Raw genomic sequence first — 26,329 nt, forward strand, 5'->3', positions numbered from 1 at the left:
ACGGAGACCAGAGTACCGGGTCACCCCCCGGATCTCGCAAAAGGATTGGGGGTCCCGGTGAACGACCACGCTCCGTAAGATGCTCGGCGTGGTTCGCGGCAGCGAACCACGGTTTTTGGGGAAGCGATGGGGAGACGCAATGGACGCCGCACAACAAGAGACGACCGCGAGAGCACGAGAGCTCCAGCGGAACTGGTACGGGGAGCCGCTGGGGGCGCTCTTCCGTCGTCTCATCGATGATCTGGGCCTCAACCAGGCACGCCTAGCCGGCGTCCTCGGTCTGTCCGCGCCCATGTTGTCCCAGCTGATGAGCGGGCAGCGCGCGAAGATCGGAAATCCCGCGGTCGTCCAGCGCGTCCAGCTCCTTCAGGAGCTGGCGGGCCAGGTCGCCGACGGCAGTGTGAGCGCCGCCGAGGCCACCGACCGCATGGACGAGATCAAGAAGTCCCAGGGCGGCTCCGTCCTGACGAACACCTCGCAGTCGACGACGAGTTCGGGTGCGCCCACGGTGAAGCGTGTGGTGCGCGAGATCCAGTCACTGCTGCGCTCCGTCGCGGCGGCGGGCGACATCATAGATGCCGCGGACTCCCTCGCCCCGACCCACCCGGAACTGGCAGAGTTCCTCCGGGTGTACGGCGCCGGACGCACCGCGGACGCGGTCGCCCACTACGAGGCGCACCAGAACTGAGCCGTCGGCCGGGCCACCGGGCGGCCCGGAGGGGGAGCAATGCGCGACCATGGGTGAGATCTTCGCCGGCCGCTACGAACTCGTCGACCCGGTCGGACGCGGGGGAGTCGGAGCGGTCTGGCGCGCCTGGGACCACCGGCGGCGCCGGTATGTCGCCGCCAAGGTCCTGCAACAGAGTGACGCGCACGCGCTGTTGCGCTTCGTTCGGGAGCAGGCGCTCCGGATCGACCACCCTCATGTGCTCGCGCCCGCCAGTTGGGCCGCCGACGACGACAAGGTCCTGTTCACCATGGCCCTGGTCGCCGGCGGCTCGCTGGCTCATGTGATCGGGGACTACGGCCCGCTGCCGCCCCGCCTGGTCTGCACGCTCCTGGATCAGCTGCTCTCCGGTCTCGCCGCGGTGCACGCCGAGGGGGTCGTGCACCGTGACATCAAGCCCGCCAACATCCTGCTCGAGGCCACCGGCATCGCGCGTCCGCATCTGCGGCTCTCCGACTTCGGCATCTCGATGCGCCTTGGCGAGCCACGGCTGACCGAGACGAACTATGTGGTGGGGACGCCCGGCTACTTCGCGCCCGAGCAAATGATGGGCGCCGAGCCGGACTTCACCGCCGACCTCTTCGCCGTCGGCCTGGTGGCCCTGTATCTGCTGGAAGGCGCCAAGCCGGACGCCAAGGCCCTGATCGAGCATTTCGCCGCGCACGGCACGCCTGGGGCGCCGCAGGGCATGCCTGAGCCGCTGTGGCAGGTCGTCTCCACGCTTCTCCAGCCGGATCCGCACGCACGGTTCCGCACCGCCACGGGTGCGCGCAAGGCGTTGACGTCGGCCGTCGAGCTGCTGCCCGAGCCGGGGCCCGACGACGAGATCGTCGAGATCTTCGATCAACTCGGTCCGCTCCCGCAGGGGTTCGGCCCCGACGGCCCTCTCGCGACCCCGCCGCAGCCGGTCTTCGCTCCCCCTTCCGTTCCGCCGCCGCCCCTCTCCGCGCCGCAGACGGGAAGCTTCCCGCCGGCTCAGCAGCCGCAGGGCACGCCGCCATCGGGGCAGCCGGTACAACACGTACAACCCCAGCCCCAGCCCCAGCCCCAGCCCCAGCAAGCAACACCACCACCACCGCCTCCGCCGCAGGAGCCGACGACGCCACCCCCGCTCCCCGCTCAGTCCCCGCATGTCCCCTCCCCCCACCACATTCCGGCGCCGGCCCCAGTTCAGGTGGCGGCGCAGGTTGCCCCCATGTATCTACCCGCGCACGAGCAATCACACTCCGTCACGGCCTCGGTTCACCGCGTATCCGCCCCCACTTACCCGTACACCGCTCACGCCCCGCAGGCCCCTCAGGTTTCTCAGGCCCCGCTCCAGAGCCGGCCCGTTCAGCATCGGCAGAAGAAACGACCGGGACCGCCCCCGAAAGTGGCGATCCCGATGCTCCTGGCCGCGCTGGCGTGCTTCGCGCTGGGCTTCTGGGCCCTGACCCAGGTCTGAGCCAGACCAGGGCCAGACCAGCCAGACCTGAGTCAGACCTGACCAGCAGCCCGTCGCCGCCCGATCAGCGTCCACACGCCCAGGACCGCGAGCAGCACGGTCCCAGCCCCGAACCCACCGGCGGCGACCACCTTCATGACGTCCCCGTTGCCGCTGCCGCTCTCCCCGCCGTCCCCACCACTGTCCCCGGCAGCCGTCCCGCCCCGCGCCGCGGCGTCCTTGTCCTGGCCGGTGACGCTGAACTGGTCGGCGGGCCGCGCCGTCCCCTCGTACGCGGGCCCCGCCTTCGCGGTGCCGTCGACGTTCACCCGCAGCGTCAGATCCAGCGGCCCCTCGCCGAACTGCCGGGCGACCTGTGGATTGAGATGGACCGAGAGGTAGTACCACCCGGCGAACCGCGTTCCGGCCACGCCGTCGATGGGGGAGTAGCGGTTCTCGTACGCGACGGGGGCCAGCGGTTCCAGCGCGGTCGATTTCTGTTTGCCGTCGTACGCCGCGTCGGCGTCGTCGATGCGGGCGCGCACCGGATTGGACAGTGACATGACGAACGCCGACGTCACGAAATCGCCCTGCCCCCCGCTCGCGCCGCCCAGCTCGGCACTGGCGGAGATCTGCTGCCCCCAGTCGACCGGCACACGGTAGAAGAGTGTCTGGCCGGGCTCGATCCGGTCGCCCCAGACACCCGTCCGCAGCGCCCGGGCGTCATTGAAGCCCGTACCGCCCTTGCGTTCCTTGCGCTCACCGCCGGGAGGCGTGGGCGAGGCGGAGTTCCACGACTCGGGCGGCGTCGTGGAGGCGCCCTTGGCGACCCCGGGCTCCGAGACGACCCGGAGCTCCGTGTCCCACGTCTCCGTGCTGGATCCGGGCCGGGTGTTCCGCTCGACCACCGCGTAGTACGTTCCGGCCGACTTGCACCTGTTCTCGGTGGGGCCCACCTCGCGTACCGCCCAGGCGGTGATGGGCCGCGGGCTCTGCGACGTACCGAATCGCGCGTCCTGGGAGTTGCAGTTGTTGCCGTTCGCGTCCTGCAAGGACACCTTCACGCCATCCCCGTAGACGACATGGGCGTCGAGCCCGGGAACGGCGGTGGCGGAGACGTACACGGTCTCTCTGGCGTCGAGTTGAAGCTGGTAGTAGAGCTTGTCCCCGCGCGCGAGGGAGCTCTTGTACGTCGACCCGGGCGTGAGTTTCGCGCTGCCCATGCTGCTCTTCGCGCCTTCGACCGGTACGGCCCGGTCGGCGAAGACGTACGGGCCAGGTGCTCCGGCCGCCGCGGCCTGTCCCGGCAACGCCATCAATGCGCACAGCGCCGCTCCCGCGGCCAGCGTCGCCCGGCCTCTGCGCAGCCGCCCCATCACGTGCACCCCTCCCCGACGAACCAGCCGCCACGGCCACTCATGTCCGTGTGGATACTCGACAGCCTTTGCCCACGCAAGGCAATAGCTTGCGTGCGCAAAGATCAGAGTCCGGAGACGTCCGGACAGCACAGGGCCCCGACCGCAGAAGCGGCCGGGGCCCTGTGAAGAGACTGTTGTCTGTACTCACGAACCCGTGGGCACGGAGTCAGTCGCCTCCGTCCACAGATCCTGCTCGGCGCGATCCGCCTGGATCTGGCGGTACACGAGGAGCCCGCCGATGGCGGCCAGTGCGACCAGGAGAAGCTTCTTCACCGCGCGACCTCGTCTTTCTTGACGTAAGGGACCTCTTGGCGCCCGACTATACACACCGACCGATACCGATCGGTGACCTGGATCCACCCCAACTCCCGCCCCGAACACAGCAGTCGAATCGGGCATCGCCGCCCCTTTGGCGCCTCACGACCCGCCGAGGGTTTTGCCGCTCCTGACCTCACCCAGACCCCTCCCGGGCCCCTCAGGGGCCCTTTGCGGCCATCCGGGTGGTGTTCATCTGAACATCGACGCGCCACGAGCGTCGGTCCCCCACTCTCGGCCCCGCATACACATCATGAGGAAAGTACGCAAATCGCCCAACCCGAAAGTGAGACGCCATGACCGGCACCAAGGCCATGAAGCTGTGGACCACGCTCATCACCGCCTTCCTCGCACTCTTCGCCACGCTTGGATTCACCACGACGGCAGCGGCGGCCACGCCGGTACAGCAGGCCACGGAAACGTGCAAGAGCGCGCCGACCATGACGGCACCACTGGCGGCCTACTGGGCAGCGGCGTACGAACGGTCCTTGCCGCCCACGATGAAGCAGCGCATCCGCGCCGAGGCACACGGATCATCCCCCAGCTGCCGCCACCTCCCCACTGACGACACGGAGACGGCCGTCGAGGCCGAGGCCCATCCGGGCGGGCTCGCCGCAGAGCCGTAGTCACGGCCCCGGCCGACTCGGCCGTCGTCCCCCAGGGGCCCCACAGACACGAAGAAGACCCCCAGCCGATACGGGCTGGGGGTCTTCTTCGTGTCTGTGGGGCTAACAGGATTTGAACCTGTGGCCTCATCCTTATCAGGGATGCGCTCTAACCAACTGAGCTATAGCCCCGCCGCGCTGCGGTATGTCCCGCGCGCTGACCTCTGAAGATTAGCGCACGTGCGGGCCAGTCCCAAAATCGATACCCCCGCAGGCCCCGGACGGGCCCTGCGGGACCGGATCGGCCGGGAACATGCGGCCGTGGGAGGGGGCCGGGAAGCAGAACAGGGCCCCACCCCGTGCGGGCGAGACCCTGGACTACGTAGACCTAAGGAAGCGAGGAAAGGAGGAAGCGAGAAAGAGCTGAAGAACTGAAGAGCTGAAGCGAGCAGCGGTAAGTACTACTCGTCCTCGGCCAGCGTCAGCTCGACGCCGCCCACGAAGCCCGCGGAGAGGTTGTAGATGAAGGCGCCGAGCGTCGCGAGCGCCGTGGCGAGGACCACGTCGATGACCGCGATGATCGTCGTGAACATCAGGACGCGCGGCAGCGACAGGAAGGACTGCAGGTCGAAGCCGTTGGACTCGTTCGAGCCCGTCGCCTCCGAGATCGTGCCGCCCACCGTCGAGAAGACACCCATGGCGTCCATGACCATCCACAGCACGGAAGCCGCGACGATCGTGCAGATGCCGAGTGCGATGGAGAGCAGGAAGCTGACCTTCATCACCGACCACGGGTCGGCCTTGGCGACCCGCAGCCGCGCCTTGCGCGTACGGGGCGTCGTGCGTGCCCCGGTCCGCGGCCTGCGCACGGAACCCGTCTGGGAGCCCTGCTGATAGGCCTGCGGCGGGTGGTACGCCTGGCCTCCCTGCTGCTGGGACTGCTGGGGCTGCCGCTCTCCGGGCAGTGCGCCTGTGGCCCCCTGGGACCCTTGGGCGCCACCTTCGTAGGACCCGCCGTACTGCGCTGACTGAGCCGACTGCGGCCCTCGGGTGTCGGTCACGGTTCCCCCCTGGGATCCACGGGACTCATGCGAGTCTTGAGAATCAGTGGCGGAGCCACGGACACCGTCTGTACCGGCGGATTGGCCGGTTCCACTCGCTCCGGCGCCCGTGGATCCACTCACGATGACTCTCTCCTCGCGCTACTCGGCCGTGGACTCCGTGCCCTCGTCCGTACCGACGACCGGCTCGCCGTCGGCCGATTCGTCGACGACGATGTCACCGTCGACTTCCTCTGCCTCGCGTCCGGCCTCGGCGTTACGAGCGATGCCGACCACGGCATCGCGCTTGCCCAGGTTGATCAGTTGGACGCCCATGGTGTCACGGCCTGTCTCCCTGACCTCGTTGACTCGCGTACGAATCACACCGCCGCCCAGGGTGATGGCGAGGATCTCGTCGGTCTCCTCCGTCACCAGCGCGCCCACGAGTTCGCCGCGGTCCTCCACGATCTTGGCGGCCTTGATGCCGAGGCCGCCACGGCCCTGGACGCGGTACTCGTCGACATTGGTGCGCTTGGCGTACCCACCGTCGGTCGCGGTGAAGACGAAAGTACCCGGCCTGACGACATTCATCGAGAGCAGTTCGTCGCCGCCGCGGAAACTCATCCCCTTGACGCCCGAGGTGGCGCGGCCCATGGGACGCAGCGCATCGTCTGTTGCGGTGAACCTGATCGACTGCGCCTTCTTGCTGATGAGCAGCAGATCGTCCTCGGACGAGACGAGCTCGGCGCCGATCAGTTCGTCGTCCTTGCCGTCGTCCGTCTCACGGAGGTTGATGGCGATGACGCCACCGGCGCGCGGCGAGTCGTAGTCCTTGAGCGGGGTCTTCTTCACGAGCCCGCCCTTGGTGGCGAGCACCAGGTAGGGCACCGCTTCGTAGTCACGGATCGCGAGGATCTCGGCGATCTTCTCGTCCGGCTGGAAGGCCAGCAGGTTCGCCACGTGCTGGCCGCGGGCATCGCGTCCGGCATCCGGCAGCTCGTACGCCTTCGCGCGGTAGACCCGGCCCTTGTTGGTGAAGAACAGCAGCCAGTGGTGGGTCGTCGACACGAAGAAGTGGTCGACGATGTCGTCTTCCTTCAGCTTCGTACCGCGGACGCCCTTGCCGCCGCGCTTCTGGGAGCGGTAGTCGACCGTCTTCGTACGCTTGACGTAACCGCCGCGCGTGATCGTGACGACGATGTCGTCCTCGGCGATCAGGTCCTCCATGGACATGTCGCCGTCGAAGGGCACGAGCGCCGAGCGCCGGTCCTCGCCGAACTTGTCGACGATCGCCGCGAGCTCCTCGCTGATGATCTGGCGCTGCCGCTCGGGCGAGGCCAGGATCGCGTTGTACTCGTTGATCTTCGCCTGCAGTTCGTCGTGCTCGGCGACGATCTTCTGGCGCTCCAGGGCGGCGAGCCGGCGCAGCTGCATCTCGAGGATGGCGTTGGCCTGGATCTCGTCGATCGAGAGCAGGCCCATCAGGCCCTCACGCGCGACGTCGACCGTCTGGCTGGCCCGGATGAGCGCGATGACCTCGTCGATCGCGTCCAGGGCCTTCAGCAGGCCGCGCAGGATGTGGGCCCGCTCCTCGGCCTTGCGCAGCCTGTACTTCGTTCGCCGGACGATGACCTCGACCTGGTGCGTCACCCAGTGGCGGATGAAGGCGTCCAGGGAGAGGGTGCGCGGCACGCCGTCGACCAGGGCCAGCATGTTGGCGCTGAAGTTCGACTGCAGGTCGGTGTGCTTGTAGAGGTTGTTCAGTACGACCTTGGCGACCGCGTCCCTCTTCAGGACGACGACGAGGCGCTGGCCCGTGCGCGAGGACGTCTCGTCGCGGACGTCGGCGATGCCGCCGACCCTGCCGTCCTTGACCAGGTCGGCGATCTTCTGCGCGAGGTTGTCGGGGTTGGTCTGGTAGGGGAGCTCGGTGACCACCAGGCACTGGCGGTTCTGGATCTCCTCGACCGCGATGACCGCGCGCATCGTGATGGAGCCACGGCCCGTGCGGTACGCCTCCTCGATGCCCTTACGGCCCACTACTAGTGCGCCGGTCGGGAAATCGGGACCCTTGATGCGCTCGATGAGCGCGTCGAGCAGCTCCTCGTGCGAGGCGTCCGGGTGCTCCAGAGCCCACTGCGCGCCCTCCGCGACCTCGCGGAGGTTGTGCGGCGGGATGTTCGTCGCCATGCCGACCGCGATGCCCGCCGAACCGTTGATCAGCAGGTTCGGGAAGCGCGCCGGCAGGACCGTCGGCTCCTGGTTGCGGCCGTCGTAGTTGTCCGTGAAGTCGACGGTCTCCTCGTCGATGTCACGGACCATCTCCATGGCCAGCGGCGCCATCTTGCACTCGGTGTACCGCATGGCGGCGGCCGGGTCGTTGCCCGGAGAGCCGAAGTTGCCGTTGGAGTCCACCAGGGGCATCCGCATCGACCACGGCTGGGCCAGGCGGACCAGGGCGTCGTAGATCGAGGAGTCGCCGTGCGGGTGGTAGGTGCCCATGACGTCGCCGACGACGCGGGCGCACTTGTAGAAGCCCTTCTCGGGGCGGTATCCGCCGTCGTACATCGCGTACAGGACGCGGCGGTGGACGGGCTTCAGACCGTCCCGCACGTCGGGCAGCGCACGCGACACGATGACGGACATCGCGTAGTCGAGGTAAGAGCGCTGCATCTCCGTCTCGAGCCCGACGGGCTCGACACGCATGCCCACGCCGGGAACGACGGGCTCCTCTTCGGGCATCACGGGGGTGTTCTCGTCGGCCATTGCTGGTCAAAGTCCTTTCGAGGTGCGGCTTGTACGGCCGACTCAGATGTCGAGGAAGCGGACGTCCTTGGCGTTGCGCTGGATGAACGAGCGCCGCGCTTCGACGTCCTCGCCCATCAGCACCGAGAACAGGTCGTCGGCCTGTGCCGCGTCGTCCAGGGTGACCTGGCCGAGAACGCGGTGATCCTGGTCCATCGTCGTGATGCGCAGTTCCTCGGCGTTCATCTCACCGAGGCCCTTGAAGCGCTGGACCGAGTCGTCCCTGAAGCGCTTGCCGGACTGCCGGCCGAGCTCGACCAGGGCGTCGCGCTCACGGTCGGAGTAGGCGTACTGGAAGTCGTCACGGGACCACTTGATCTTGTACAGCGGAGGGCGCGACAGGTAGACGTGCCCCGACTCGACGAGCGGCCGCATGAAGCGGAACAGGAACGTCAGGAGCAGGGTGTTGATGTGCTGGCCGTCGACGTCGGCGTCCGCCATCAAGATGATCTTGTGATAGCGGAGCTTCTCGATGTCGAAGTCCTCGTGCACGCCCGTGCCGAAGGCCGAGATGAGGGCCTGGACTTCCTGGTTCTGCAGGATCTTGTCGATCCGTGCCTTCTCGACGTTCAGGATCTTGCCTCGGATGGGCAGGATCGCCTGGTACATCGGGTTTCGGCCGGACTTCGCCGAACCACCGGCGGAGTCACCCTCGACGATGAAGATCTCGCACTTCGTCGGGTCGTTCGACTGGCAGTCGCTCAGCTTTCCGGGCAGGGAAGCCGATTCGAGCAGTCCCTTGCGACGGGTCAGGTCGCGCGCCTTACGGGCGGCGACACGGGCCGTGGCGGCCTGGATGCCCTTGCGGATGATGTCCGCGGCCTCGTTCGGATTGCGGTCGAACCAGTCCGTGAGGTGCTCGTGCACGACCTTCTGTACGAAGGTCTTCGCTTCGGTGTTGCCCAGCTTGGTCTTGGTCTGGCCCTCGAACTGCGGCTCGCCCAGCTTCACCGAGATGATCGCCGTCAGACCCTCGCGGATGTCCTCGCCCGTGAGGTTGTCGTCCTTCTCGCGCAGCAGCTTCTTCTCGCGCGCGTACCGGTTGACCAGGCCCGTAAGCGCGGCCCTGAAGCCCTCCTCGTGCGTACCGCCCTCATGCGTGTGGATCGTGTTCGCGAAGGAGTAGACACCTTCGGTGTACTGCGAGTTCCACTGCATGGCGATCTCGGCCGAGAGCATGCGCTCCTTGTCCTCGGCCTCGACGTCGATGACGGTCGGATGAATCATCTCTCCCTTACGGGAGTTGAGGTACTTCACGAAGTCGACGATGCCGCCTTCGTAGTAGTACGTCACCGTGCGGGCCTCGTCGACGGCGTCATCCTTCGCCTCGACCGAGTCCGCACCCGCCGTCGCCTTCGCCGAATCGCGCTCATCAGTGAGTTTGATGGTCAAACCCTTGTTGAGGAACGCCATCTCCTGGAAGCGCCGTGCCAGCGTCTCGAAGGAGTACTCGGTCGTCTCGAAGACGTCCGGGTCGGCCCAGAAAGTGACCGTCGTGCCGGTGTCCTCGACCGCCTCGTGCTTGGCCAGCGGGGCCGTCGGCACACCCAGCTTGTAGTCCTGGGTCCAGCGGTAGCCGTCGGTCCTGATGTCGACGGCGAGCTTCGTCGACAGTGCGTTCACGACGGAGACACCGACGCCATGCAGACCACCGGAGACCGCGTATCCGCCGCCGCCGAACTTGCCGCCCGCGTGCAGCACGGTGAGCACGACCTCGACGGCCGGCTTCTTCTCGACGGGGTGGATGCCCACCGGAATGCCTCGGCCGTTGTCGATGACGCGTACGCCACCGTCGGCGAGGATCGTGACGTCAATGGTGTCCGCGTGCCCGGCGAGTGCCTCGTCGACAGAGTTGTCGACAACCTCTTGCACGAGGTGATGCAGGCCACGCTCACCGGTCGACCCGATGTACATGCCAGGTCGCTTGCGGACCGCGTCCAGACCCTCGAGGACGGTGATCGCGCTGGCGTCGTACAAGGCTGTCACCTCGCCGTTCTCACCAGCGGCGGTAGACGGGATGTTCTCGTTGGGGTTGCCGGAATCGGCCACGAAGCGCCCTTTCTGGCACAGCACAAGCCAAGCACCCGGCGGTGGCCGGAGTGGCTGCGTCGTTCAGCGATAGTCAGCGTTGCTCGGTGCGTCCCACAAGTGGGGCGGGATTAGCTTCCAGTCTACCGGTAGCGCCGACAGTGATGGGGGTTTGCCGGTACCTGAGTCCGCATGTGCCGTCCTGAACCGGCCTCGTCCGACTCCCCATATGCGGCCCGGGGCCCTAAGAGGCTCACAGCGGCACTCAGCGCTTTGGAGTGTCAACCCCGAGCTACTGCCCGGTACGGGCTCATCCGTAGGTGTCGCCGGGGCCCGTGCTGCCCGGTGCGCGCAGGGGTCCGAAGCGCCGCGAGGGGCCTTGGGGACCAAGGACTTTGATGAGGCGCACGGTGCCGTGACCCAGGTCCTCGTTGAGGCGCGCGACCAGTTGCGGGGCCAGGAGGCGCAGGTTCGTCGCCCACGCCGTGGAGTCGCACTGGACGGTCAGGATCCGCTCGTTCTCGTCGTACCTCTGCGGGACGCAGTGGTTGGCCAGGTCCTCGCCGACGATCTGCGGCCAGCGGCCCATCACCCCGCCGACGGCGGCCGGCGTCTCCCAGCCGCGCTCGGTGATCAAGCGGTTGATCGCGGAGCCGAGCGGCTGCGGGTCACGCCCGTCGGCACGCGCACCGGACCGAAGACCGCCCCTGCGGGCCTGCTTCTTCTGCTGTGCGGCGTCGCCACGCGCGCGTGCCTGCTCCTTGGCGGCCCGGAGGGCGACGCGGGCGAGGTCGACGCCGGAGGGCTCGGGCACCTTCGGCGTGTCCTTGGCCGGGGCCTGGGGGGTGTCCTTGGCGGGCTCTTCGGCGCTCATACGTACTCCCGGCTCAGGCACGTGGTCAGGCGCGTGGTCAGGCGCGTAGTCATACGCGCTCCACCGCGCCGTCCGACACGGCGAACCGCGCCCCGGCGAGCACGCCCGGCACGTCGTCGTCCACGGCGGCGGTCACCAGGACCTGCTCGCCCGGCGCCACCAGCTCCGCGAGGCGCTCCCTGCGGCGCGCGTCGAGCTCCGCGAACACGTCGTCCAGGACGAGCACCGGTTCGTTCCCCTCGGCGCGCAGCAGGTCGTACGAGGCCAGGCGCAGCGCCAGGGCGTACGACCAGGACTCGCCGTGGCTCGCATACCCCTTCGCGGGGAGCTGGCCCAGGCGCAGAAGCAGGTCGTCGCGGTGCGGCCCGACCAGCGTCACGCCCCGCTCGATCTCCTGCTTGCGCGCCTCTTCGAGGGCGGCGATCAACTGCTCGTACAGAGCGTCGCGCGTGTGGCCCTCGCCCGGCGCCGACGGCTTGTAGTCGAGCGTGACGGGGCCGCCGCCGGGTGCCAGCTGTTCGTACGCCTTGTCGGCGAGCGGCTGCAGCGCGGCGATCAGGTCGAGCCGCTGGGTGAGCAGTTCGGCGCCCGCGGTCGCGAGGTGCTGGTCCCACACGTCGAGGGTGGACAGGTCCATGGAGCGCCCGCCGTGCCGCCGCGCCAGGGCGGCCGACTTCAGGAGGGTGTTGCGCTGCTTCAGTACGCGGTCGTAGTCGGACCGCACGCCCGCCATGCGGGGAGAGCGCGCCGTGATCAGCTCGTCGAGGAATCGGCGGCGCTCACCGGGGTCACCCTTGATCAGCGCCAGGTCCTCGGGTGCGAACAGCACCGTACGGACGATTCCGAGTACGTCACGGGGCCTGACCTGCGACGACCTGTTGATGCGCGCCCGGTTGGCCTTGCCCGGATTGAGCTCGAGCTCGATCAGCTGCTGGCGCTCGCCCTGCCGGACCGCGGCCCGGATGACGGCACGCTCGGCGTCCATGCGCACCAGCGGCGCGTCCGACGAGACCCGGTGGCTGCCGAGCGTGGCGAGATAGCCGACGGCCTCCACGAGGTTCGTCTTGCCCTGGCCGTTGGGGCCCACGAACGCGGTGACGCCCGGATCGAGAGGGACCTCGACCCGGGCGTACGAGCGGAAGTCGGCCAGCGACAGATGCGTGACGTGCATGGTGTGCGCCGACCTCCCCCGGCCTACTTCACTTGCGATAGACCCGCACGGTTTCCCGCACAGGCTGTGGATCAGTTCTCGCTCTTGGACTCGACGGCGTGGCCGCCGAACTGGTTGCGCAGCGCCGCGATCATCTTCATCTGCGGGGAGTCGTCCTGCCGCGAGGCGAAGCGGGCGAAGAGCGAGGCCGTGATCGCGGGCAGCGGCACGGAGTTGTCGATGGCGGCTTCCACCGTCCACCGGCCCTCGCCGGAGTCCGCGGCGAAGCCGCGCAGCTTCGCCAGGTGCTCGTCGTCGTCCAGGGCGTTGACCGCCAGGTCGAGCAGCCAGGAACGGATGACCGTGCCCTCCTGCCAGGAGCGGAAGACCTCGCGCACGTCCGTGACGGAGTCGACCTTCTCCAGGAGCTCCCAGCCCTCGGCGTAGGCCTGCATCATGGCGTACTCGATGCCGTTGTGAACCATCTTCGAGAAGTGGCCCGCGCCGACCTTGCCCGCGTGCACGGAACCGAAGTCACCCTCGGGCTTGAGGGCGTCGAAGATCGGCTGGACCTTCGCGATGTTCTCGGCGTCGCCGCCGTACATCAGCGCATAGCCGTTCTGCAGGCCCCAGACGCCTCCGGAGACGCCGCAGTCGACGAAGCCGATGCCCTTGGCGGCCAGTTCCTCGGCGTGCTTCTCGTCGTCCGTCCAGCGGGAGTTTCCGCCGTCCACGACGACGTCACCGGGCTGAAGCAGCTCGCCGAGCTCGTCGACGGTGGACTGGGTCGCGGCTCCGGCCGGAACCATCACCCAGATGACGCGCGGGCCCTTGAGCTTGCCCACAAGCTCTTCGAGGCTGGGGACATCCGCGACGTCCTGGTTGCGGTCGTATCCGATGACGGTGTGGCCTGCGCGGCGGATGCGCTCGCGCATGTTGCCGCCCATCTTGCCGAGGCCGACGAGACCGAGCTCCATCAGTGGTTCCTTAAGTTGCGATGTGGCGTGGAGGCACCTTCGTACCCGCGTCCGAGCCTACGCCCGGACACCCGCTCACACCTGTGGGCTCAGCCGCTCAGACGTACCGGCATGATCAGGTACTTGTACGCCTCGTCGGCCTCCGCGTCCACGGCCGGCCTGCCGCTCAGGAGCGCGGGCTTCGTGGACGTCGTGAACGACAGCTGAGCGACCGGGGAGTCGATCGCGCTCAGGCCGTCGAGCAGGAACGTCGGGTTGAAGGCGATCGAGACGTCGTCGCCGTCGAGCTGGGCGTCGACCCTCTCCACAGCCTGTGCGTCGTCGCTGGAGCCTGCCTCCAGGATCAGCACGCCCTGCTCGAAGCTGAGCCGCACCGGAGTGTTCCGCTCGGCCACCAGGGCCACGCGCTTCACGGCCTCGACGAACGGCGCGGTCTCGATGACCGCGATCGAGTTGAACTCCGTGGGGAAGAGCGTCTTGTACTTCGGCAGGTCGCCCTCGAGGAGACGGGTGGTCGTACGCCGCCCCGCGCCCTCGAAGCCGATCAGACCCTCACCGGCACCGGATCCGGACAGCGCCAGGGTGACCGTGTCGCCGCTCGTGAGCGCCTTGGCGGTGTCCAGGAGCGTCTTGGCGGGCACCAGGGCCACCGCGGAGGCCTCGGGGTCCTCCGGCTTCCACAGGAACTCGCGGACCGCGAAGCGGTAGCGGTCGGTGGAGGCCAGGGTGACCGTGTCGCCCTCGATCTCGATGCGTACGCCGGTCAGGACGGGCAGCGTGTCGTCGCGGCCCGCGGCGATGGCCACCTGGGAGGCGGCCGATGCGAAGACCTCACCGGGGACCGTGCCGGTCGCGGTGGGCATCTGCGGCAGCGCGGGGTACTCCTCCACAGGAAGTGTGTGGAGTGTGAATCGAGAGGAGCCGCAGACCACCGTGGCCCGCACACCGTCTGTGGAGATCTCCACGGGACGGTTGGGCAGGGCCCGGCAGATGTCGGCGAGCAGGCGACCGGAGACGAGGACCGTGCCCTCTTCGTCGATCTCGGCGTCCACGGAGACACGCGCCGAGACCTCGTAGTCGAAGCTCGACAGGCTCAGTGCGCCTTCCTCGGCCTTCAGCAGCAAGCCCGCCAGGACAGGTGCCGGAGGCCGGGCCGGGAGACTGCGCGCCGCCCACGCCACCGCCTCTGCGAGTACGTCGCGTTCCACCCGGATCTTCACTTAGCCGCCCTCCTGCTGTTGCTGGCACTGGGGACCAGTCTGACGCACCGCACTGACAGCGGGTGCCCGTCGGGGTCAAGTCGTGACGAGCCGCGTCGGAGGTCCGGAGCGCGAGTTGTGCACAGGCCCCTCTTCCAAGCCAATTCCCCGGTAACTCTAAGTGGGAGTAGTAGTAGGGCCTGTGGAAACCGTGGATAACCCCGTTTTCGCAGGTCAGTGCCGGTTTTTTATCCACCGAGCCTGTGGGCGGAGGCGGTGGACAACCGGTGGTTTCTGTGGACGGGCGAAAGTTCTGCACACCCGGTGCACAGGCAAGGGGTACTTCTCCCCAGCGTCGTCCCCAGCTTTACCCACCTTCCCCACAGGCCAACCGACCACCTTGGTGTGACGCCTTTCACTCGGCACGGTGACGGGGCGCGTTGCGTTGCCGAACAGTGGACAGTCGTGTGGAGAAGCTGGAGAAAGCTGGGGACAACCGGCTCGAGCCTGTGGGTTGCCGGTGGACAAGTTCATGCACACCCTGTGGACGAGATTTTCATCCACAGCCTGTGGAAAGTTTTTGTCCACGAATCCACAACCACCTGACCTGGCTTGATGATCCCTCAGCAGGGTCCCCTGTGGACATCATCTGGACAACTTCCCGGTCCCCAGGGTGTGGAGGGAAAAAAGTGCACAGATCTGTGGAGAACAGGCCTCTCAGCTGGGGAAATCGAACAGTGGAGAGGGCCGGACGTGCTCCACGCGCGCGTGCGCAACGGCAAAGGGCGCCCCGGAAGTTGTTCCGGGGCGCCCTTCAGCGGCGTTTCAGCGATGTGTCCGCGCGGCTCTCAGTGGCTCTCAGCGCAGCTGTCGGTGCGGCTGTCAGCCTCTGTGCCGTCGACTGTCGGTGCGTCTGCCGTGTGTCTGTCAGCCGTTCTTGATGCGGTTGGTGAGCTCGGTGACCTGGTTGTAGATCGAGCGCCTCTCGGCCATCAGGGCGCGGATCTTGCGGTCGGCGTGCATGACCGTCGTGTGGTCGCGGCCGCCGAACTGGGCGCCGATCTTGGGCAGGGAGAGGTCCGTCAGCTCGCGGCAGAGGTACATCGCGATCTGGCGTGCCGTCACCAGGACGCGGCTGCGCGAGGATCCGCAGAGGTCGTCCACCGTGAGACCGAAGTAGTCCGCCGTCGCGGCCATGATCGCCGGAGCCGTGATCTCGGGGGCCGCGTCCTCGCCGCCCGGGATCAGGTCCTTGAGGACGATCTCCGTGAGACCCAGGTCCACCGGCTGCCGATTGAGCGAGGCGAAGGCCGTGACCCGGATCAGCGCGCCCTCGAGCTCACGGATGTTGCGTGAGATACGGGACGCGATGAACTCCAGGACCTCCGGCGGGGCGTTCAGCTGCTCCTGCACCGCCTTCTTACGAAGGATGGCAATACGCGTCTCAAGCTCCGGCGGCTGGACGTCCGTGATCAGTCCCCACTCGAAGCGGTTGCGCAGCCGGTCCTCCAGGGTCACCAGCTGCTTGGGCGGCCGGTCACTGGAGAGCACGATCTGCTTGTTCGCGTTGTGGAGCGTGTTGAAGGTGTGGAAGAACTCCTCCTGCGTCGACTCCTTGCTCGCGAGGAACTGGATGTCGTCGACGAGCAGGATGTCCATCTCGCGGTACCGCTTGCGGAAGGTGTCGCCCTTGCCGTCGCGGATGGAGTTGATGAACTCGTTCGTGAATTCCTCGGAGCTCACGTAGCGCACGCGCGTGCCGGGATAGAGGCTGCGGGCGTAGTGCCCGATCGCGTGCAGCAGATGCGTTTTGCCGAGGCCCGACTCTCCGTAGATGAAGAGGGGGTTGTACGCCTTGGCGGGCGCCTCGGCGACGGCGACGGCCGCCGCGTGCGCGAAACGGTTCGACGCGCCGATCACGAAGGTGTCGAAGAGGTACTTCGGGTTGAGGCGCGCTGTGGGCTCGCCGGGGGCCGACGCGGGTGCCGGCTGCGCGGCCAGCGGTCCGGGCGCGCCGCTGCCGTGGACGCCGTGGCCGTTGCCGTGGACGCCGCCCCGGGGGTTGGAGTGCCCGCCGGACACAGGGGACTGCTCGTGCCGGTCACGCCGGTCGTGGCGGTCCTGCTGGTCCTGCCGGTCGTGGCGCTCCTGGCGGTGCTGTTCGTAAGGGGAGTGCGTGGAGTGCCCCTGCGGCGGCTGCGACCGGTAGTCGTGCTGCGGCTGCTGGGGGCTCGCGTACGGATCCCGCTCGGGGAAACCGAGTCTCTGCTGCTGCCAGCCGTAGTCGTCCTGCTGCGGGGGCTGCTGCTGGTGCTGCGGCCAGGCGCCGGGTCCTGGGCGCTGGTAGTCGGGGTAAGCGGGGCGGGCGGTCGGCAGCTGGTCGGGCCCGCGGCCCGAGGAGTGCTCGTCCGGGGCGCGGCGGCCGTAACCGTCGTACGCGTCATGTCCCTGACCGGGGCCCGGGTGCTGCTCGGGCTCCTCGTAGCGCTGCTGCTGTTGCTGGCCGGGCTGTTGCTGGAGGGGCTGCTGCTGCATGGGCGGCGCCGGCGGGGTGGGCCGGTCCATGGGGTCACCGACGGAGTCGTCCACCGTGATGGCGATACGGATCGGGCGGCCGCACTCGCGGCTCAGCGATTCGCTGACGATGGGGGCGAGACGGCCTTCGAGCACGCCCTTGGCGAACTCGTTCGGTACGGCGAGCAGCGCGGTGTCGGCCACGAGCGCCAGTGGCTGGCAGCGCTTGATCCAACGCTCGTCCTTCGCGTCGACCCCGTGCCCCCGCCCCTCACCCAGCAGCTGCTCCAGAACTCGTGGCCACACTGCGGCAAGATCGGCAGGTACATCAGCCACAGGGCACGCTCTCTCATGGGGTCCCACGAAGGTGTGGTTCTTGGGACGGAAACCGGGATGGGAGGGGAGAAGGGAATGAATCGGAGTTTGGCCACGGTAGTCAGGGCAACGGCTGCGGTTCAAGTTGTTGTCCACAGGCTGTGCACAGTGTCTCCCCCTGGCGGTCGGTTTGACCGGATGGCGTAGCCCCGCGTACCGTGACCAGGTCGAGTTGTCGATGGCTGCTGCCGCCTGCCTCCGATGGGCAAAGATCACGATCTGTGATTGTGAAGCGGTGCACTCGGTGCGTATTCGCGAGCTTCTCGTGGGCGCACGGTGACAGCCAGGCGATGTCCCGCCACCACACAATCATTTCTGGAGCCCCCGAGTGAGCAAGCGCACCTTCCAGCCGAACAACCGTCGCCGCGCCAAGACCCACGGCTTCCGCCTGCGGATGCGCACCCGTGCCGGCCGCGCGATCCTCGCGAACCGTCGTGGCAAGGGTCGCGCCGAACTTTCCGCTTAATCGCATTAGGTCATGACGTCGTGCTGCCTACCGAGCATCGGCTGAGGCGGCGCGAAGATTTCGCGACCGCGGTACGCCGAGGACGACGGGCCGGACGCCCGCTTCTCGTCGTCCATCTACGTAGCGGTGCAACGGACCCGCACGCGCCTGGGGAGAGCTCTCCCCCGACGCGTGCGGGTTTCGTCGTGAGCAAGGCCGTTGGCGGAGCTGTCGTACGCAACACGGTGAAGCGCAGGCTTCGCCACCTGATGCGTGACCGGGTGGCCCTGCTGCCCCCCGGTAGCCTGGTAGTCGTACGAGCGTTGCCCGGTGCGGGCGACGCCGCCCATGCACAGCTGGCCCAAGACCTGGATGCCGCTCTTCAGCGGCTGCTGGGAGGGGGCGCTCGATGAAGTACCCACTGCTGGCTCTGATCAAGCTGTATCAGTGGACGATCAGTCCGTTGCTTGGTCCGGTGTGCAAGTACTACCCGTCATGCTCCCGCTACGGCTACCTGGCCATTGACCGGCACGGTGCGATCAAGGGAACGGCGCTGACGGCCTGGCGCATCCTTCGGTGCAATCCGTGGTCGCTCGGTGGTGTCGACCATGTCCCGCCGCGCAAGCGCCCGCGGTGGCACGAGATGCTGCGCGCCATGTGGCGCGAACGCAAGGGCGGGCCCTCCGCCGCTGGCGTGCCGTCCGGGGAGATCTCCCCGGATACCCCTGCCCCGGCCGCCGAGACCCCGTCCCATGCTCAAGGAGCCTGATTAGTGGACACGATTGCCAGTCTGTTCAGCTTCATCACGACACCCGTTTCCTGGGTCATCGTCCAGTTCCACTCGCTGTACGGGGCCATTTTCGGCCCTGACACGGGCTGGGCCTGGGGCTTGTCCATCGTGTCCCTGGTGATCCTGATCCGTATCTGCCTGATCCCGCTCTTCGTGAAGCAGATCAAGGCGACCAGGGCGATGCAGACGCTGCAGCCCGAGATGAAGAAGATCCAGGAACGCTACAAGAGCGACAAGCAGCGTCAGTCCGAAGAGATGATGAAGCTGTACAAGGAGTCGGGTACCAACCCGCTCTCCTCGTGCCTTCCCATCCTGGCGCAGTCGCCGTTCTTCTTCGCCCTGTACCACGTGCTCTCCGGCATCGCGTCGAACGACACCATCGGCGTCATCGACAAGCCGCTGCTCGAGAGCGCGCAGAAGGCGCACATCTTCGGTGCCCCGCTGGCCGCGAAGTTCATGGACAGCGAGGAAAAGGTCGCGGCGCTCCACGCCTCGCTGACCGACGTCCGCGTCGTGACCGCGATCATGATCGTCCTGATGTCGTTCTCGCAGTTCTACACGCAGCGCCAGCTGATGACGAAGAACGTGGACACGACGGTCAAGACGCCGTTCATGCAGCAGCAGAAGATGCTGATGTACGTCTTCCCGATCATGTTCGCCGTGTTCGGCATCAACTTCCCCGTCGGTGTCCTCGTCTACTGGCTGACCACCAACCTGTGGACCATGTGCCAGCAGATGTTCGTGATCCGCCGGAACCCGACTCCGGGCTCCAAGGCCCAGGCCGCGTTCCTGGAGCGCCTGCAGAAGCAGCTCGCGCACACCAAGAAGGTGCGGGGCCGTGGCAACGCGAACATCATCAAGGCGATCGTCGCCAAGGGCCGTGACCGCAACGAGTTCGAGCGCAAGTTCATCAACGGGCTGAGCAAGGAGGGCCTGGCGGCCCAGACCGACGGCTCCGTCGCGCCGAGCGACTCCGCCGTCGCCACGGAGACCGAGGACGGCACTCCGGTCGCCGGTGGCGGTGCCCCGAAGCGGCAGCAGCCCAAGCGCCAGAGCAAGTCGCAGCGCCAGTCCGCCGCCGCACAGGGCAAGGCGGAGAGTGACGCGGAGACGGCTTCGGATGCGAAGACGTCACTGGAGAAGACTCAGGACGAGCCTGAGGACGCCGCTCCCAAGGGCACGCCCGCGGGTGGCAAGTCCGGGTCAGGTAACGCACGCCAAGCCAAGTCGGGGCAGCGCAAGGGCCAGCAGCGGCCCAAGCACCCGTCCAAGAAGTAGAAGGAGTCCATCCCGTGACGGAAGGCACCACCGCCCCCGCCGAGGCCGAGGTCGAGGCCGGAGACACTCTCACCCGTCTTGAGCAGGAGGGTGAGATCGCGGCGGACTACCTCGAGGGTCTGCTGGACATCGCCGATCTCGACGGCGACATCGACATGGACGTCGAGGCCGACCGTGCCGCTGTCTCGATCATCAGCGACTCGAACGGCCGCGATCTGCAGAAGCTCGTCGGCCGTGACGGTGAGGTCCTGGAGGCGCTTCAGGAGCTGACACGCCTCGCGGTGCACCGTGAGACCGGTGACCGCAGCCGCCTGATGCTGGACATCGCGGGCTACCGCGCCAAGAAGCGCGAGGAGCTCTCCGAGCTGGGCGCCAAGGCCGCGGCCGAGGTGAAGAGCTCCGGTGAGCCGGTCAACCTCAAGCCGATGACGCCCTTCGAGCGCAAGGTCGTGCATGATGCGGTCAAGGCCGCCGGTCTGCGCAGCGAGTCCGAGGGCGAGGAGCCGCAGCGCTTCGTCGTCGTGCTTCCCGCCTGATCGCACGTTGTTTTCCCGGCCCCGTCTGTTCGCAGGCGGGGCCGGTCTTTGTCAGCCTGATAGTCAGCCACCCCAGTGCGGTACGGAAGGACGGTCCCCGTGACGGAGGCAGCGGAGCTCCCCTCGGCGCCCGAGCAGGCCCGGGCGGTATTCGGTGAGCGCTTCTCGGACGCGGTCCGGTACGCGGAGTTGCTGGCCGACGCGGGAGTGCAGCGCGGACTGATCGGCCCCCGCGAAGTGCCCCGGCTGTGGGAGCGGCATCTGCTGAACTGCGCGGTCCTCTCCGAGGTCGTGCCCGAGAACGTGATGGTGTGCGATGTCGGCTCGGGGGCGGGTCTGCCCGGGATTCCGCTGGCTCTCGTCCGCCCGGATCTGAAGATCACGCTGCTTGAACCGCTGCTGCGGCGGACGACTTTTCTCACCGAAGTCGTCGAGCTGCTCGGACTCGACCACGTGACCGTTGTGCGTGGCCGCGCCGAGGAGGTCCTTGGAAAGCTGCCTCCCGTCCACGTGGTGACCGCGCGGGCCGTGGCGCCACTGGACCGCCTCGCGGCCTGGGGCGTGCCGCTCCTGCGTCCGTACGGGGAGATGCTGTTGCTCAAGGGCGACACGGCGGAGGAAGAGGTCAAGGCCGCAGGGGCCGCTCTGGGCAAGCTCGGCGCGGTGAATACCTCTGTGCTGCACGTCGGTGAGGGTGTGGTGGACCCGCTGTCCACGGTCGTGCGGGTGGAGGTCGGGGAGAGCCCCGGCGGCGTGCGCTTCGCGGCCAAGCGCGCGAAGGCTGCCAGGACGGGGCGGACTCGGCGTCGCCGCTGAGGGGCCTTGGAGGGGCCTTGGAGGGGCCTTGGAGGGGCCTTGCCCTCGCAGCCGGGCATTCCTACCCTCGTCGTTGATCCGTCCTGACGACGAGCTTTACTCCACAAAAGCTGCCAAACGTACGCATACCGGGGTGTCGCACAAGCGGCACCCCGGCTGCCGTGCATCGTGTTTCACGTGAAACGTCGCTCACTGCTGCATGGCATCATCAGTCGCGGCCGCGCTGCGGAACCTCGCGACCGCCGCCCACTCGGTTCCCTCAATAAGGGGACGGAGTTGTCCACAGAGGTGGATTCGTCCACACAAGACCGGGCCTCGCTGGTTCATGACCCTCAAAGCATGGGAGGCTCTGTTCATTGCGAGCCTGAAGTCGAGGAGAGTGAATCCTTGCGGTCCGACGCCAACATCGCGGGACCGATGACCGATCCGGTCCCCGGTCCCCGTACCGAGTCGGCGGGGGAGGATGTTTCACGTGAAACACCGCCCCCGATGGACGACACCCCAATCGGTCGTGCTGCCCAACTGGCGGTGGAAGCCCTTGGCCGTGCAGGCGAGGGCCTGCCACGACCTGAGCAGACCCGAATCATGGTGGTTGCCAATCAGAAGGGTGGAGTGGGCAAGACGACAACAACCGTCAACCTCGCCGCTTCACTCGCTCTGCACGGCGCGCGCGTCCTGGTCGTCGACCTCGACCCGCAGGGCAACGCCTCCACGGCTCTGGGGATCGACCACCACGCCGAAGTGCCATCCATCTACGACGTGTTGGTCGAGAGCAAGCCGCTCTCCGAAGTCGTGCAGCCGGTCGCTGACGTAGAGGGTCTCTTCTGCGCCCCGGCCACCATCGATCTCGCCGGTGCGGAGATCGAGCTGGTGTCGCTGGTAGCGCGGGAGAGCCGACTGCAGCGCGCGATTCAGGCGTATGAGCAGCCGTTGGACTACATCCTCATCGACTGCCCGCCGTCGCTCGGTCTGCTGACGGTCAATGCTCTGGTCGCCGGCGCGGAGGTGCTGATCCCCATTCAGTGCGAGTACTACGCACTGGAGGGCTTGGGCCAGCTCCTGCGCAACGTCGACCTGGTGCGGGGGCACCTCAACCCCCACCTGCACGTCTCGACGATCCTGCTCACCATGTACGACGGCCGGACCCGGCTCGCCTCACAGGTGGCGGAAGAGGTGCGCACCCACTTCGGCAAAGAGGTCCTGCGGACGAGCATTCCCCGCTCGGTCCGCATCTCCGAGGCGCCGAGCTACGGGCAGACCGTGCTCACCTACGATCCGGGATCGAGCGGTGCCCTCTCGTACTTCGAGGCGGCACGGGAGATCGCGCTACGCGGCGTCGGCATTCGCTACGACGTACAGCATGCCCAGATGGGCGCTCAGAATGATCAGCACAGTATGACGGAGGGGATGCAGTGAGCGATCGACGGAGAGGGCTGGGTCGTGGCCTTGGCGCCCTGATCCCTGCGGCCCCGACGGAGAAGTCGACCGCCCAGGCCATGGGCGAAGCTACGGCCTCGCCCGGTGCTGTACCGGTGCTGACCGCAGAGCGCGGGGTGGCGGCCGCGAAGGTGGCGGCTCTCCCGCAGAGCCCCGTTTCACGTGAAACGGAGCAGCCGCTGAACGGAGCGGTGGAGACCGAGGAGAGCCCGGTCGGCGCGCACTTCGCCGAGCTGCCTCTCGACTTCATCACGCCCAACCCGAGGCAGCCCCGTGAGGTCTTCGACGAGGACGCCCTTTCCGAGCTTGTGACCTCCATCAAGGAGGTCGGGCTTCTCCAGCCTGTTGTCGTACGACAGGTAGGGGCCTCGAGCTATGAGCTCATCATGGGTGAGCGGCGCTGGCGGGCTTGCCGTGAGGCCGGGCTCGAGCGCATCCCGTCGATCGTCCGCGCGACGGACGACGAGAAGCTCCTCCTGGACGCACTCCTCGAGAACCTGCACCGCGCGCAGTTGAACCCGCTGGAAGAGGCTGCCGCCTACGACCAGCTGCTCAAGGACTTCCACTGCACGCACGACCAGCTGGCGGACCGGATCGGCCGTTCCCGTCCGCAGGTCTCGAACACGCTGCGGCTGCTGAAGCTGTCGCCTGCGGTTCAGGGCAGGGTCGCTGCCGGAGTGCTCTCCGCGGGTCACGCTCGTGCTCTGCTGTCCGTCGAGGACACGGAGGAGCAGGAGCACCTGGCGCGCCGGATCGTGGCCGAGGGTCTCTCGGTGCGGACCGTCGAGGAGATCGTGACCCTCATGGGTTCTCGACCGCAGAGTGCCCCGCGTGCCAAGGGGCCGCGTGCAGGCGGTCGGGTGTCGCCGGCGCTGACGAGCCTCGCCAGTCGTCTCTCCGACCGGTTCGAGACCCGCGTGAAGGTGGACCTGGGGCAGAAGAAGGGCAAGATCGTCGTCGACTTCGCCTCGCTGGAGGACCTGGAGCGCATCCTCACGACGCTCGCCCCTGGCGAGGGTCCGGTCCTGATGAACGGAATCGCTGAGGACTCCGCCGAGGACTCTGACGAGGGTTCCGCCGCGGACGACACGTCCAAGGGCGAAAAATCCTGAGCCTCATCAGGTAGTCAGCTGAGAGCGGACCGTGTCCGGTGTGTACCGGAACACGGCCCGCTCTTTGCTTTCTTACGGTATCGGTGCAATCGCATCGTGGATACGATGCGATTGGGTATGGCGCATCCAGCTGACGGCACCTCATTGGGGAGGAGAGGGCCATGCGATCGGTGAGCCGCACCGGATTGATGACTGCGGGCCTTGGGCTGGGAGCGGTCGGCGGATTCGTCGGCAGCCTGCTGAAGGAACGGAGCGCTCTGACTGCCGCCCGTGATGCGGCAGGCGAAGGAAGTGAGGAACAGCCTTCATGGGGCGTCGGCTCGTACCGCTCACGCTGGACAACCTTCCGGACCTTCCCCAGCGTTGCCGGTCGTGTGTCTTCTGGGAGCTGGACCCGGTCAGCGGCCAAGCCGCGGTAAAGGCCGGTACGCCGGAGCTCGAGAAGGAGGCGTGGATCTCCGCCGTCCTGCTGGAGTGGGGATCCTGCGGCCGAGTCGTCTACGTCGATGATGTTCCGGTCGGCTTCGTGCTGTACGCCCCGCCGGCGTACGTGCCTCGCGCCACCGCCTTTCCGACGAGCCCTGTGTCCCCCGATGCCGTACAGCTGATGACCGCCTGGATCATGCCGGGTTATCAGGGCCAGGGCATCGGCCGCGTCATCGTCCAGACGGTGGCGAAGGATCTGCTGCGGCGCGGGTTCAAGGCGATCGAGGCCTTCGGGGACGCCCGATGGGAGAAGCCCGCCTGTGTGCTGCCCGCCGATCACCTACTGGCGGTGGGCTTCAAGACAGTGCGCCCGCATCCCTCATATCCGCGGTTGAGGCTTGAGCTGCGGACGACGCTCTCCTGGAAGGAAGACGTCGAGATGGCGCTCGACCGGTTGCTCGGGGCGGTACAGAAGGAGCCCGTGCTCCGGCCGCTCTGACTCACTCCTGTCATGCCTTTCATGCCTCTCATGCGAATGGGCCAACCCCGGAGGGCTGGCCCATTCGTGTTTCACGTGAAACAACGCATCGCTTGTCGCGGCGATGCTCGTTACTCGGCGATGAAGTCCGCGAGGTCACGCTCCAGAGCGGCCTTCGGCTTGGCGCCGACGATCGTCTTGGCCACCTCGCCACCCTGGTACACGTTCAGGGTCGGGATGGACATGACGCCGTACTTGGCCGCGATGCCCGGGTTCTCGTCGATGTTGAGCTTGACGATCTCGATCTTGTCGCCGTGCTCGGCCGCGATCGCCTCGAGAGACGGCGCGATCTGGCGGCACGGTCCGCACCAGGCGGCCCAGAAGTCCACGAGGACGGGCTTGTCGTTCTTCAGGACGTCTTCCTCGAAGGAAGCGTCGGTCACGTTCTTCAGAGTGCCGGCCACGGCGGGCTCCTTAACTCGGTGGTGCGGTGGGGAGGATGGGATGTCAGACGGTCGCTGCGGCCGTCTCGCTGTCCACGAGGGCTGCGAGGAACCGCTCGGAGTCGAGGGCGGCGGAGCAGCCGGTGCCGGCCGCCGTGATCGCCTGGCGGTACGTGTGGTCGACGACGTCACCGGCGGCGAAGACGCCGGGCACGTTCGTCCGGGTCGAAGGCGCGTCGACCGTCAGGTAGCCCTCGCCGTCCAACGTGAGCTGACCCTTGAAGAGCTCCGTGCGCGGGTCGTGGCCGATCGCGATGAACAGGCCGGTGACGGGCAGCTCGGAGGTCTCGCCCGTCTTGAGGTTGCGCAGCGTAAGACCGGAGAGCTTCTGCTCGCCCTTGATCTCGGCGACCTCGCTGTCCCAGACGAAGCTGATCTTCGGGTCGGCCAGCGCGCGCTCCTGCATCGCCTTGGAGGCACGCAGGCTGTCGCGACGGTGGACGATCTTCACGGACTTGGCGAAGCGGGAGAGGAAGGTGGCCTCCTCCATCGCGGTGTCACCGCCGCCGATCACGGCGATGTCCTGGTCCTTGAAGAAGAAGCCGTCACAGGTCGCGCACCAGGAGACGCCGCGTCCGGAGAGTGCGTCCTCGTTCGGCAGGCCGAGCTTGCGGTGCTGGGAACCCGTCGTCACGATCACGGACTTCGCGCGGTGCACGGTGCCCGCCGTGTCCGTCACGGTCTTGATCTCGCCGCTGAGGTCGACGGAGACCACATCGTCCGGCACCAGCTCGGCGCCGAAGCGCTCGGCCTGGGCGCGCATGTTGTCCATGAGGTCGGGGCCCATGACGCCGTCCTGGAAGCCCGGGAAATTCTCCACCTCGGTGGTGTTCATCAGCGCACCGCCGGCGGTGACAGCGCCCTCGAACACCAGGGGCTTCAGCGACGCTCGCGCGGTGTAGAGCGCCGCCGTGTAGCCGGCGGGGCCGGAGCCGATGATGATCACGTTACGGACGTCGGTCACGGCTTGATTCCTCGTCTCTGGAGACTGCTGCGTACTGCTGGGGGATGCCTGTCTCAGGTCTCTCACCCCACCCAACGGATCCTACGGGGCATGC

Annotated in this window: 24 protein-coding genes and 1 tRNA gene; 12 read left to right on the top strand and 13 right to left on the bottom strand. The window is 67.6% G+C overall.

From position 1 onward, the window contains the following. Nucleotides 1-139: 139 nt before the first annotated feature. Both ACWFRJ_RS34880 and ACWFRJ_RS34885 read left to right on the top strand, forming a co-directional pair. On the top strand, nt 140-688 hold the full coding sequence (locus ACWFRJ_RS34880; RefSeq protein ID WP_160506124.1) for a helix-turn-helix domain-containing protein: 549 nt from the start codon (nt 140-142) through the stop codon (nt 686-688). Nucleotides 689-737: 49 nt separating this feature from the next. Further along, nucleotides 738-2,171 carry a serine/threonine-protein kinase gene (locus tag ACWFRJ_RS34885; RefSeq protein WP_453540289.1) on the top strand — a complete coding sequence of 478 codons (1,434 nt, stop codon included), beginning with the start codon at nt 738-740 and terminating at the stop codon, nt 2,169-2,171. Nucleotides 2,172-2,203: 32 nt separating this feature from the next. Here the strand turns inward: ACWFRJ_RS34885 and ACWFRJ_RS34890 are convergent, their stop codons facing one another. Both ACWFRJ_RS34890 and ACWFRJ_RS34895 read right to left on the bottom strand, forming a co-directional pair. Further along, nucleotides 2,204-3,526, bottom strand: coding sequence for a hypothetical protein (locus ACWFRJ_RS34890; protein ID WP_453540887.1), 1,323 nt, complete (start codon nt 3,524-3,526; stop codon nt 2,204-2,206). A 186-nt stretch (nt 3,527-3,712) separates the two neighbouring features. Further along, nucleotides 3,713-3,841 carry a DLW-39 family protein gene (locus tag ACWFRJ_RS34895; RefSeq protein WP_003999697.1) on the bottom strand — a complete coding sequence of 43 codons (129 nt, stop codon included), beginning with the start codon at nt 3,839-3,841 and terminating at the stop codon, nt 3,713-3,715. A gap of 338 nt (nt 3,842-4,179) precedes the next feature. Here ACWFRJ_RS34895 and ACWFRJ_RS34900 point away from each other — a divergent pair, with 338 nt between their 5' ends. After that, a complete protein-coding gene (locus tag ACWFRJ_RS34900) occupies nt 4,180-4,509 on the top strand; it encodes a DUF6344 domain-containing protein (RefSeq protein WP_389902720.1) in 330 nt (109 codons plus the stop codon). Nucleotides 4,510-4,606: 97 nt separating this feature from the next. On the opposite strand, the gene ACWFRJ_RS34905 is transcribed toward ACWFRJ_RS34900, so the two are convergent. The 9 genes from ACWFRJ_RS34905 to dnaA all read right to left on the bottom strand — a co-directional run bounded on the left by ACWFRJ_RS34905 (nt 4,607) and on the right by dnaA (nt 17,411). Beyond that, nucleotides 4,607-4,680 (bottom strand) — tRNA-Ile (locus ACWFRJ_RS34905). A gap of 269 nt (nt 4,681-4,949) precedes the next feature. Further along, nucleotides 4,950-5,672 (bottom strand): DUF3566 domain-containing protein, encoded by a 723-nt coding sequence (locus tag ACWFRJ_RS34910; RefSeq protein WP_453540293.1) that lies wholly within the window; start codon nt 5,670-5,672, stop codon nt 4,950-4,952. A gap of 18 nt (nt 5,673-5,690) precedes the next feature. Then, the gene (gene gyrA, locus ACWFRJ_RS34915) at nt 5,691-8,294 is read right to left on the bottom strand and encodes a DNA gyrase subunit A (RefSeq protein ID WP_383283066.1); all 2,604 of its coding nucleotides are present in this window, start codon (nt 8,292-8,294) and stop codon (nt 5,691-5,693) included. Between the two features lie 42 nt (nt 8,295-8,336). Beyond that, a complete protein-coding gene (gene gyrB / locus ACWFRJ_RS34920) occupies nt 8,337-10,406 on the bottom strand; it encodes a DNA topoisomerase (ATP-hydrolyzing) subunit B (protein WP_453540297.1) in 2,070 nt (689 codons plus the stop codon). Between the two features lie 265 nt (nt 10,407-10,671). Continuing rightward, nucleotides 10,672-11,235 (bottom strand): DUF721 domain-containing protein, encoded by a 564-nt coding sequence (locus tag ACWFRJ_RS34925; RefSeq protein WP_453540300.1) that lies wholly within the window; start codon nt 11,233-11,235, stop codon nt 10,672-10,674. Nucleotides 11,236-11,284: 49 nt separating this feature from the next. Further along, nucleotides 11,285-12,406 (bottom strand): DNA replication/repair protein RecF, encoded by a 1,122-nt coding sequence (recF, locus tag ACWFRJ_RS34930; RefSeq protein ID WP_453540303.1) that lies wholly within the window; start codon nt 12,404-12,406, stop codon nt 11,285-11,287. A 71-nt stretch (nt 12,407-12,477) separates the two neighbouring features. After that, nucleotides 12,478-13,362 carry a phosphogluconate dehydrogenase (NAD(+)-dependent, decarboxylating) gene (gene gnd / locus ACWFRJ_RS34935; RefSeq protein WP_453540306.1) on the bottom strand — a complete coding sequence of 295 codons (885 nt, stop codon included), beginning with the start codon at nt 13,360-13,362 and terminating at the stop codon, nt 12,478-12,480. A gap of 89 nt (nt 13,363-13,451) precedes the next feature. After that, the gene (gene dnaN, locus ACWFRJ_RS34940; RefSeq protein WP_383283081.1) at nt 13,452-14,582 is read right to left on the bottom strand and encodes a DNA polymerase III subunit beta; all 1,131 of its coding nucleotides are present in this window, start codon (nt 14,580-14,582) and stop codon (nt 13,452-13,454) included. Between the two features lie 906 nt (nt 14,583-15,488). Beyond that, a complete protein-coding gene (gene dnaA / locus ACWFRJ_RS34945; RefSeq protein ID WP_453540309.1) occupies nt 15,489-17,411 on the bottom strand; it encodes a chromosomal replication initiator protein DnaA in 1,923 nt (640 codons plus the stop codon). Nucleotides 17,412-17,778: 367 nt separating this feature from the next. Between dnaA and rpmH the strand changes: the two genes are divergently transcribed. The 9 genes from rpmH (at nt 17,779) to ACWFRJ_RS34990 (ending at nt 24,789) form a co-directional block, all read left to right on the top strand. Beyond that, nucleotides 17,779-17,916 (top strand): 50S ribosomal protein L34, encoded by a 138-nt coding sequence (gene rpmH, locus ACWFRJ_RS34950; RefSeq protein ID WP_100597229.1) that lies wholly within the window; start codon nt 17,779-17,781, stop codon nt 17,914-17,916. Nucleotides 17,917-17,936: 20 nt separating this feature from the next. Next, on the top strand, nt 17,937-18,308 hold the full coding sequence (gene rnpA / locus ACWFRJ_RS34955; protein ID WP_453540312.1) for a ribonuclease P protein component: 372 nt from the start codon (nt 17,937-17,939) through the stop codon (nt 18,306-18,308). Then, nucleotides 18,305-18,664: a membrane protein insertion efficiency factor YidD gene (gene yidD, locus ACWFRJ_RS34960; protein WP_453540315.1), complete on the top strand. Its 360-nt coding sequence runs from the start codon at nt 18,305-18,307 to the stop codon at nt 18,662-18,664. The genes rnpA and yidD overlap by 4 nt, the downstream gene beginning before the upstream one ends. A 3-nt stretch (nt 18,665-18,667) precedes the next feature. Continuing rightward, complete coding sequence (yidC, locus tag ACWFRJ_RS34965) at nt 18,668-19,963, top strand: membrane protein insertase YidC (RefSeq protein ID WP_453540318.1); 1,296 nt, start codon at nt 18,668-18,670, stop codon at nt 19,961-19,963. Between the two features lie 14 nt (nt 19,964-19,977). Next, a complete protein-coding gene (locus ACWFRJ_RS34970; RefSeq protein ID WP_383272414.1) occupies nt 19,978-20,499 on the top strand; it encodes a Jag family protein in 522 nt (173 codons plus the stop codon). Nucleotides 20,500-20,598: 99 nt separating this feature from the next. After that, nucleotides 20,599-21,315 carry a 16S rRNA (guanine(527)-N(7))-methyltransferase RsmG gene (gene rsmG / locus ACWFRJ_RS34975; RefSeq protein WP_453540321.1) on the top strand — a complete coding sequence of 239 codons (717 nt, stop codon included), beginning with the start codon at nt 20,599-20,601 and terminating at the stop codon, nt 21,313-21,315. Nucleotides 21,316-21,654: 339 nt separating this feature from the next. After that, entirely contained in the window at nt 21,655-22,731 is a 1,077-nt protein-coding gene (locus ACWFRJ_RS34980; protein WP_453540324.1) for a ParA family protein, read from the top strand. Then, nucleotides 22,728-23,864 (top strand): ParB/RepB/Spo0J family partition protein, encoded by a 1,137-nt coding sequence (locus ACWFRJ_RS34985; RefSeq protein ID WP_453540327.1) that lies wholly within the window; start codon nt 22,728-22,730, stop codon nt 23,862-23,864. The genes ACWFRJ_RS34980 and ACWFRJ_RS34985 overlap by 4 nt, the downstream gene beginning before the upstream one ends. A 307-nt stretch (nt 23,865-24,171) precedes the next feature. Beyond that, nucleotides 24,172-24,789: a GNAT family N-acetyltransferase gene (locus ACWFRJ_RS34990; RefSeq protein WP_453540330.1), complete on the top strand. Its 618-nt coding sequence runs from the start codon at nt 24,172-24,174 to the stop codon at nt 24,787-24,789. A gap of 110 nt (nt 24,790-24,899) precedes the next feature. Here ACWFRJ_RS34990 and trxA read toward each other — a convergent pair whose 3' ends face one another. After that, entirely contained in the window at nt 24,900-25,232 is a 333-nt protein-coding gene (trxA, locus tag ACWFRJ_RS34995; protein WP_135332065.1) for a thioredoxin, read from the bottom strand. A 43-nt stretch (nt 25,233-25,275) separates the two neighbouring features. Then, complete coding sequence (gene trxB, locus ACWFRJ_RS35000) at nt 25,276-26,235, bottom strand: thioredoxin-disulfide reductase (RefSeq protein ID WP_453540333.1); 960 nt, start codon at nt 26,233-26,235, stop codon at nt 25,276-25,278. Nucleotides 26,236-26,329: the final 94 nt, after the last annotated feature.

It is taken from the genome of Streptomyces sp. NPDC055239 (assembly GCF_053606205.1).

Excerpts from the sequence above, each read along its gene's own strand:
- ACWFRJ_RS34880 (WP_160506124.1), top strand. The coding sequence starts at position 140 with ATGGACGCCGCACAACAAGAGACGACCGCGAGAGCACGAGAGCTCCAG.
- ACWFRJ_RS34885 (WP_453540289.1), top strand. The coding sequence starts at position 738 with ATGGGTGAGATCTTCGCCGGCCGCTACGAACTCGTCGACCCGGTCGGA.
- ACWFRJ_RS34890 (WP_453540887.1), bottom strand. The coding sequence starts at position 3,526 with ATGGGGCGGCTGCGCAGAGGCCGGGCGACGCTGGCCGCGGGAGCGGCG.
- ACWFRJ_RS34900 (WP_389902720.1), top strand. The coding sequence starts at position 4,180 with ATGACCGGCACCAAGGCCATGAAGCTGTGGACCACGCTCATCACCGCC.
- gyrA (WP_383283066.1), bottom strand. The coding sequence starts at position 8,294 with ATGGCCGACGAGAACACCCCCGTGATGCCCGAAGAGGAGCCCGTCGTT.
- ACWFRJ_RS34925 (WP_453540300.1), bottom strand. The coding sequence starts at position 11,235 with ATGAGCGCCGAAGAGCCCGCCAAGGACACCCCCCAGGCCCCGGCCAAG.
- recF (WP_453540303.1), bottom strand. The coding sequence starts at position 12,406 with ATGCACGTCACGCATCTGTCGCTGGCCGACTTCCGCTCGTACGCCCGG.
- gnd (WP_453540306.1), bottom strand. The coding sequence starts at position 13,362 with ATGGAGCTCGGTCTCGTCGGCCTCGGCAAGATGGGCGGCAACATGCGC.
- yidD (WP_453540315.1), top strand. The coding sequence starts at position 18,305 with ATGAAGTACCCACTGCTGGCTCTGATCAAGCTGTATCAGTGGACGATC.
- ACWFRJ_RS34980 (WP_453540324.1), top strand. The coding sequence starts at position 21,655 with ATGGGAGGCTCTGTTCATTGCGAGCCTGAAGTCGAGGAGAGTGAATCC.
- ACWFRJ_RS34990 (WP_453540330.1), top strand. The coding sequence starts at position 24,172 with ATGGGGCGTCGGCTCGTACCGCTCACGCTGGACAACCTTCCGGACCTT.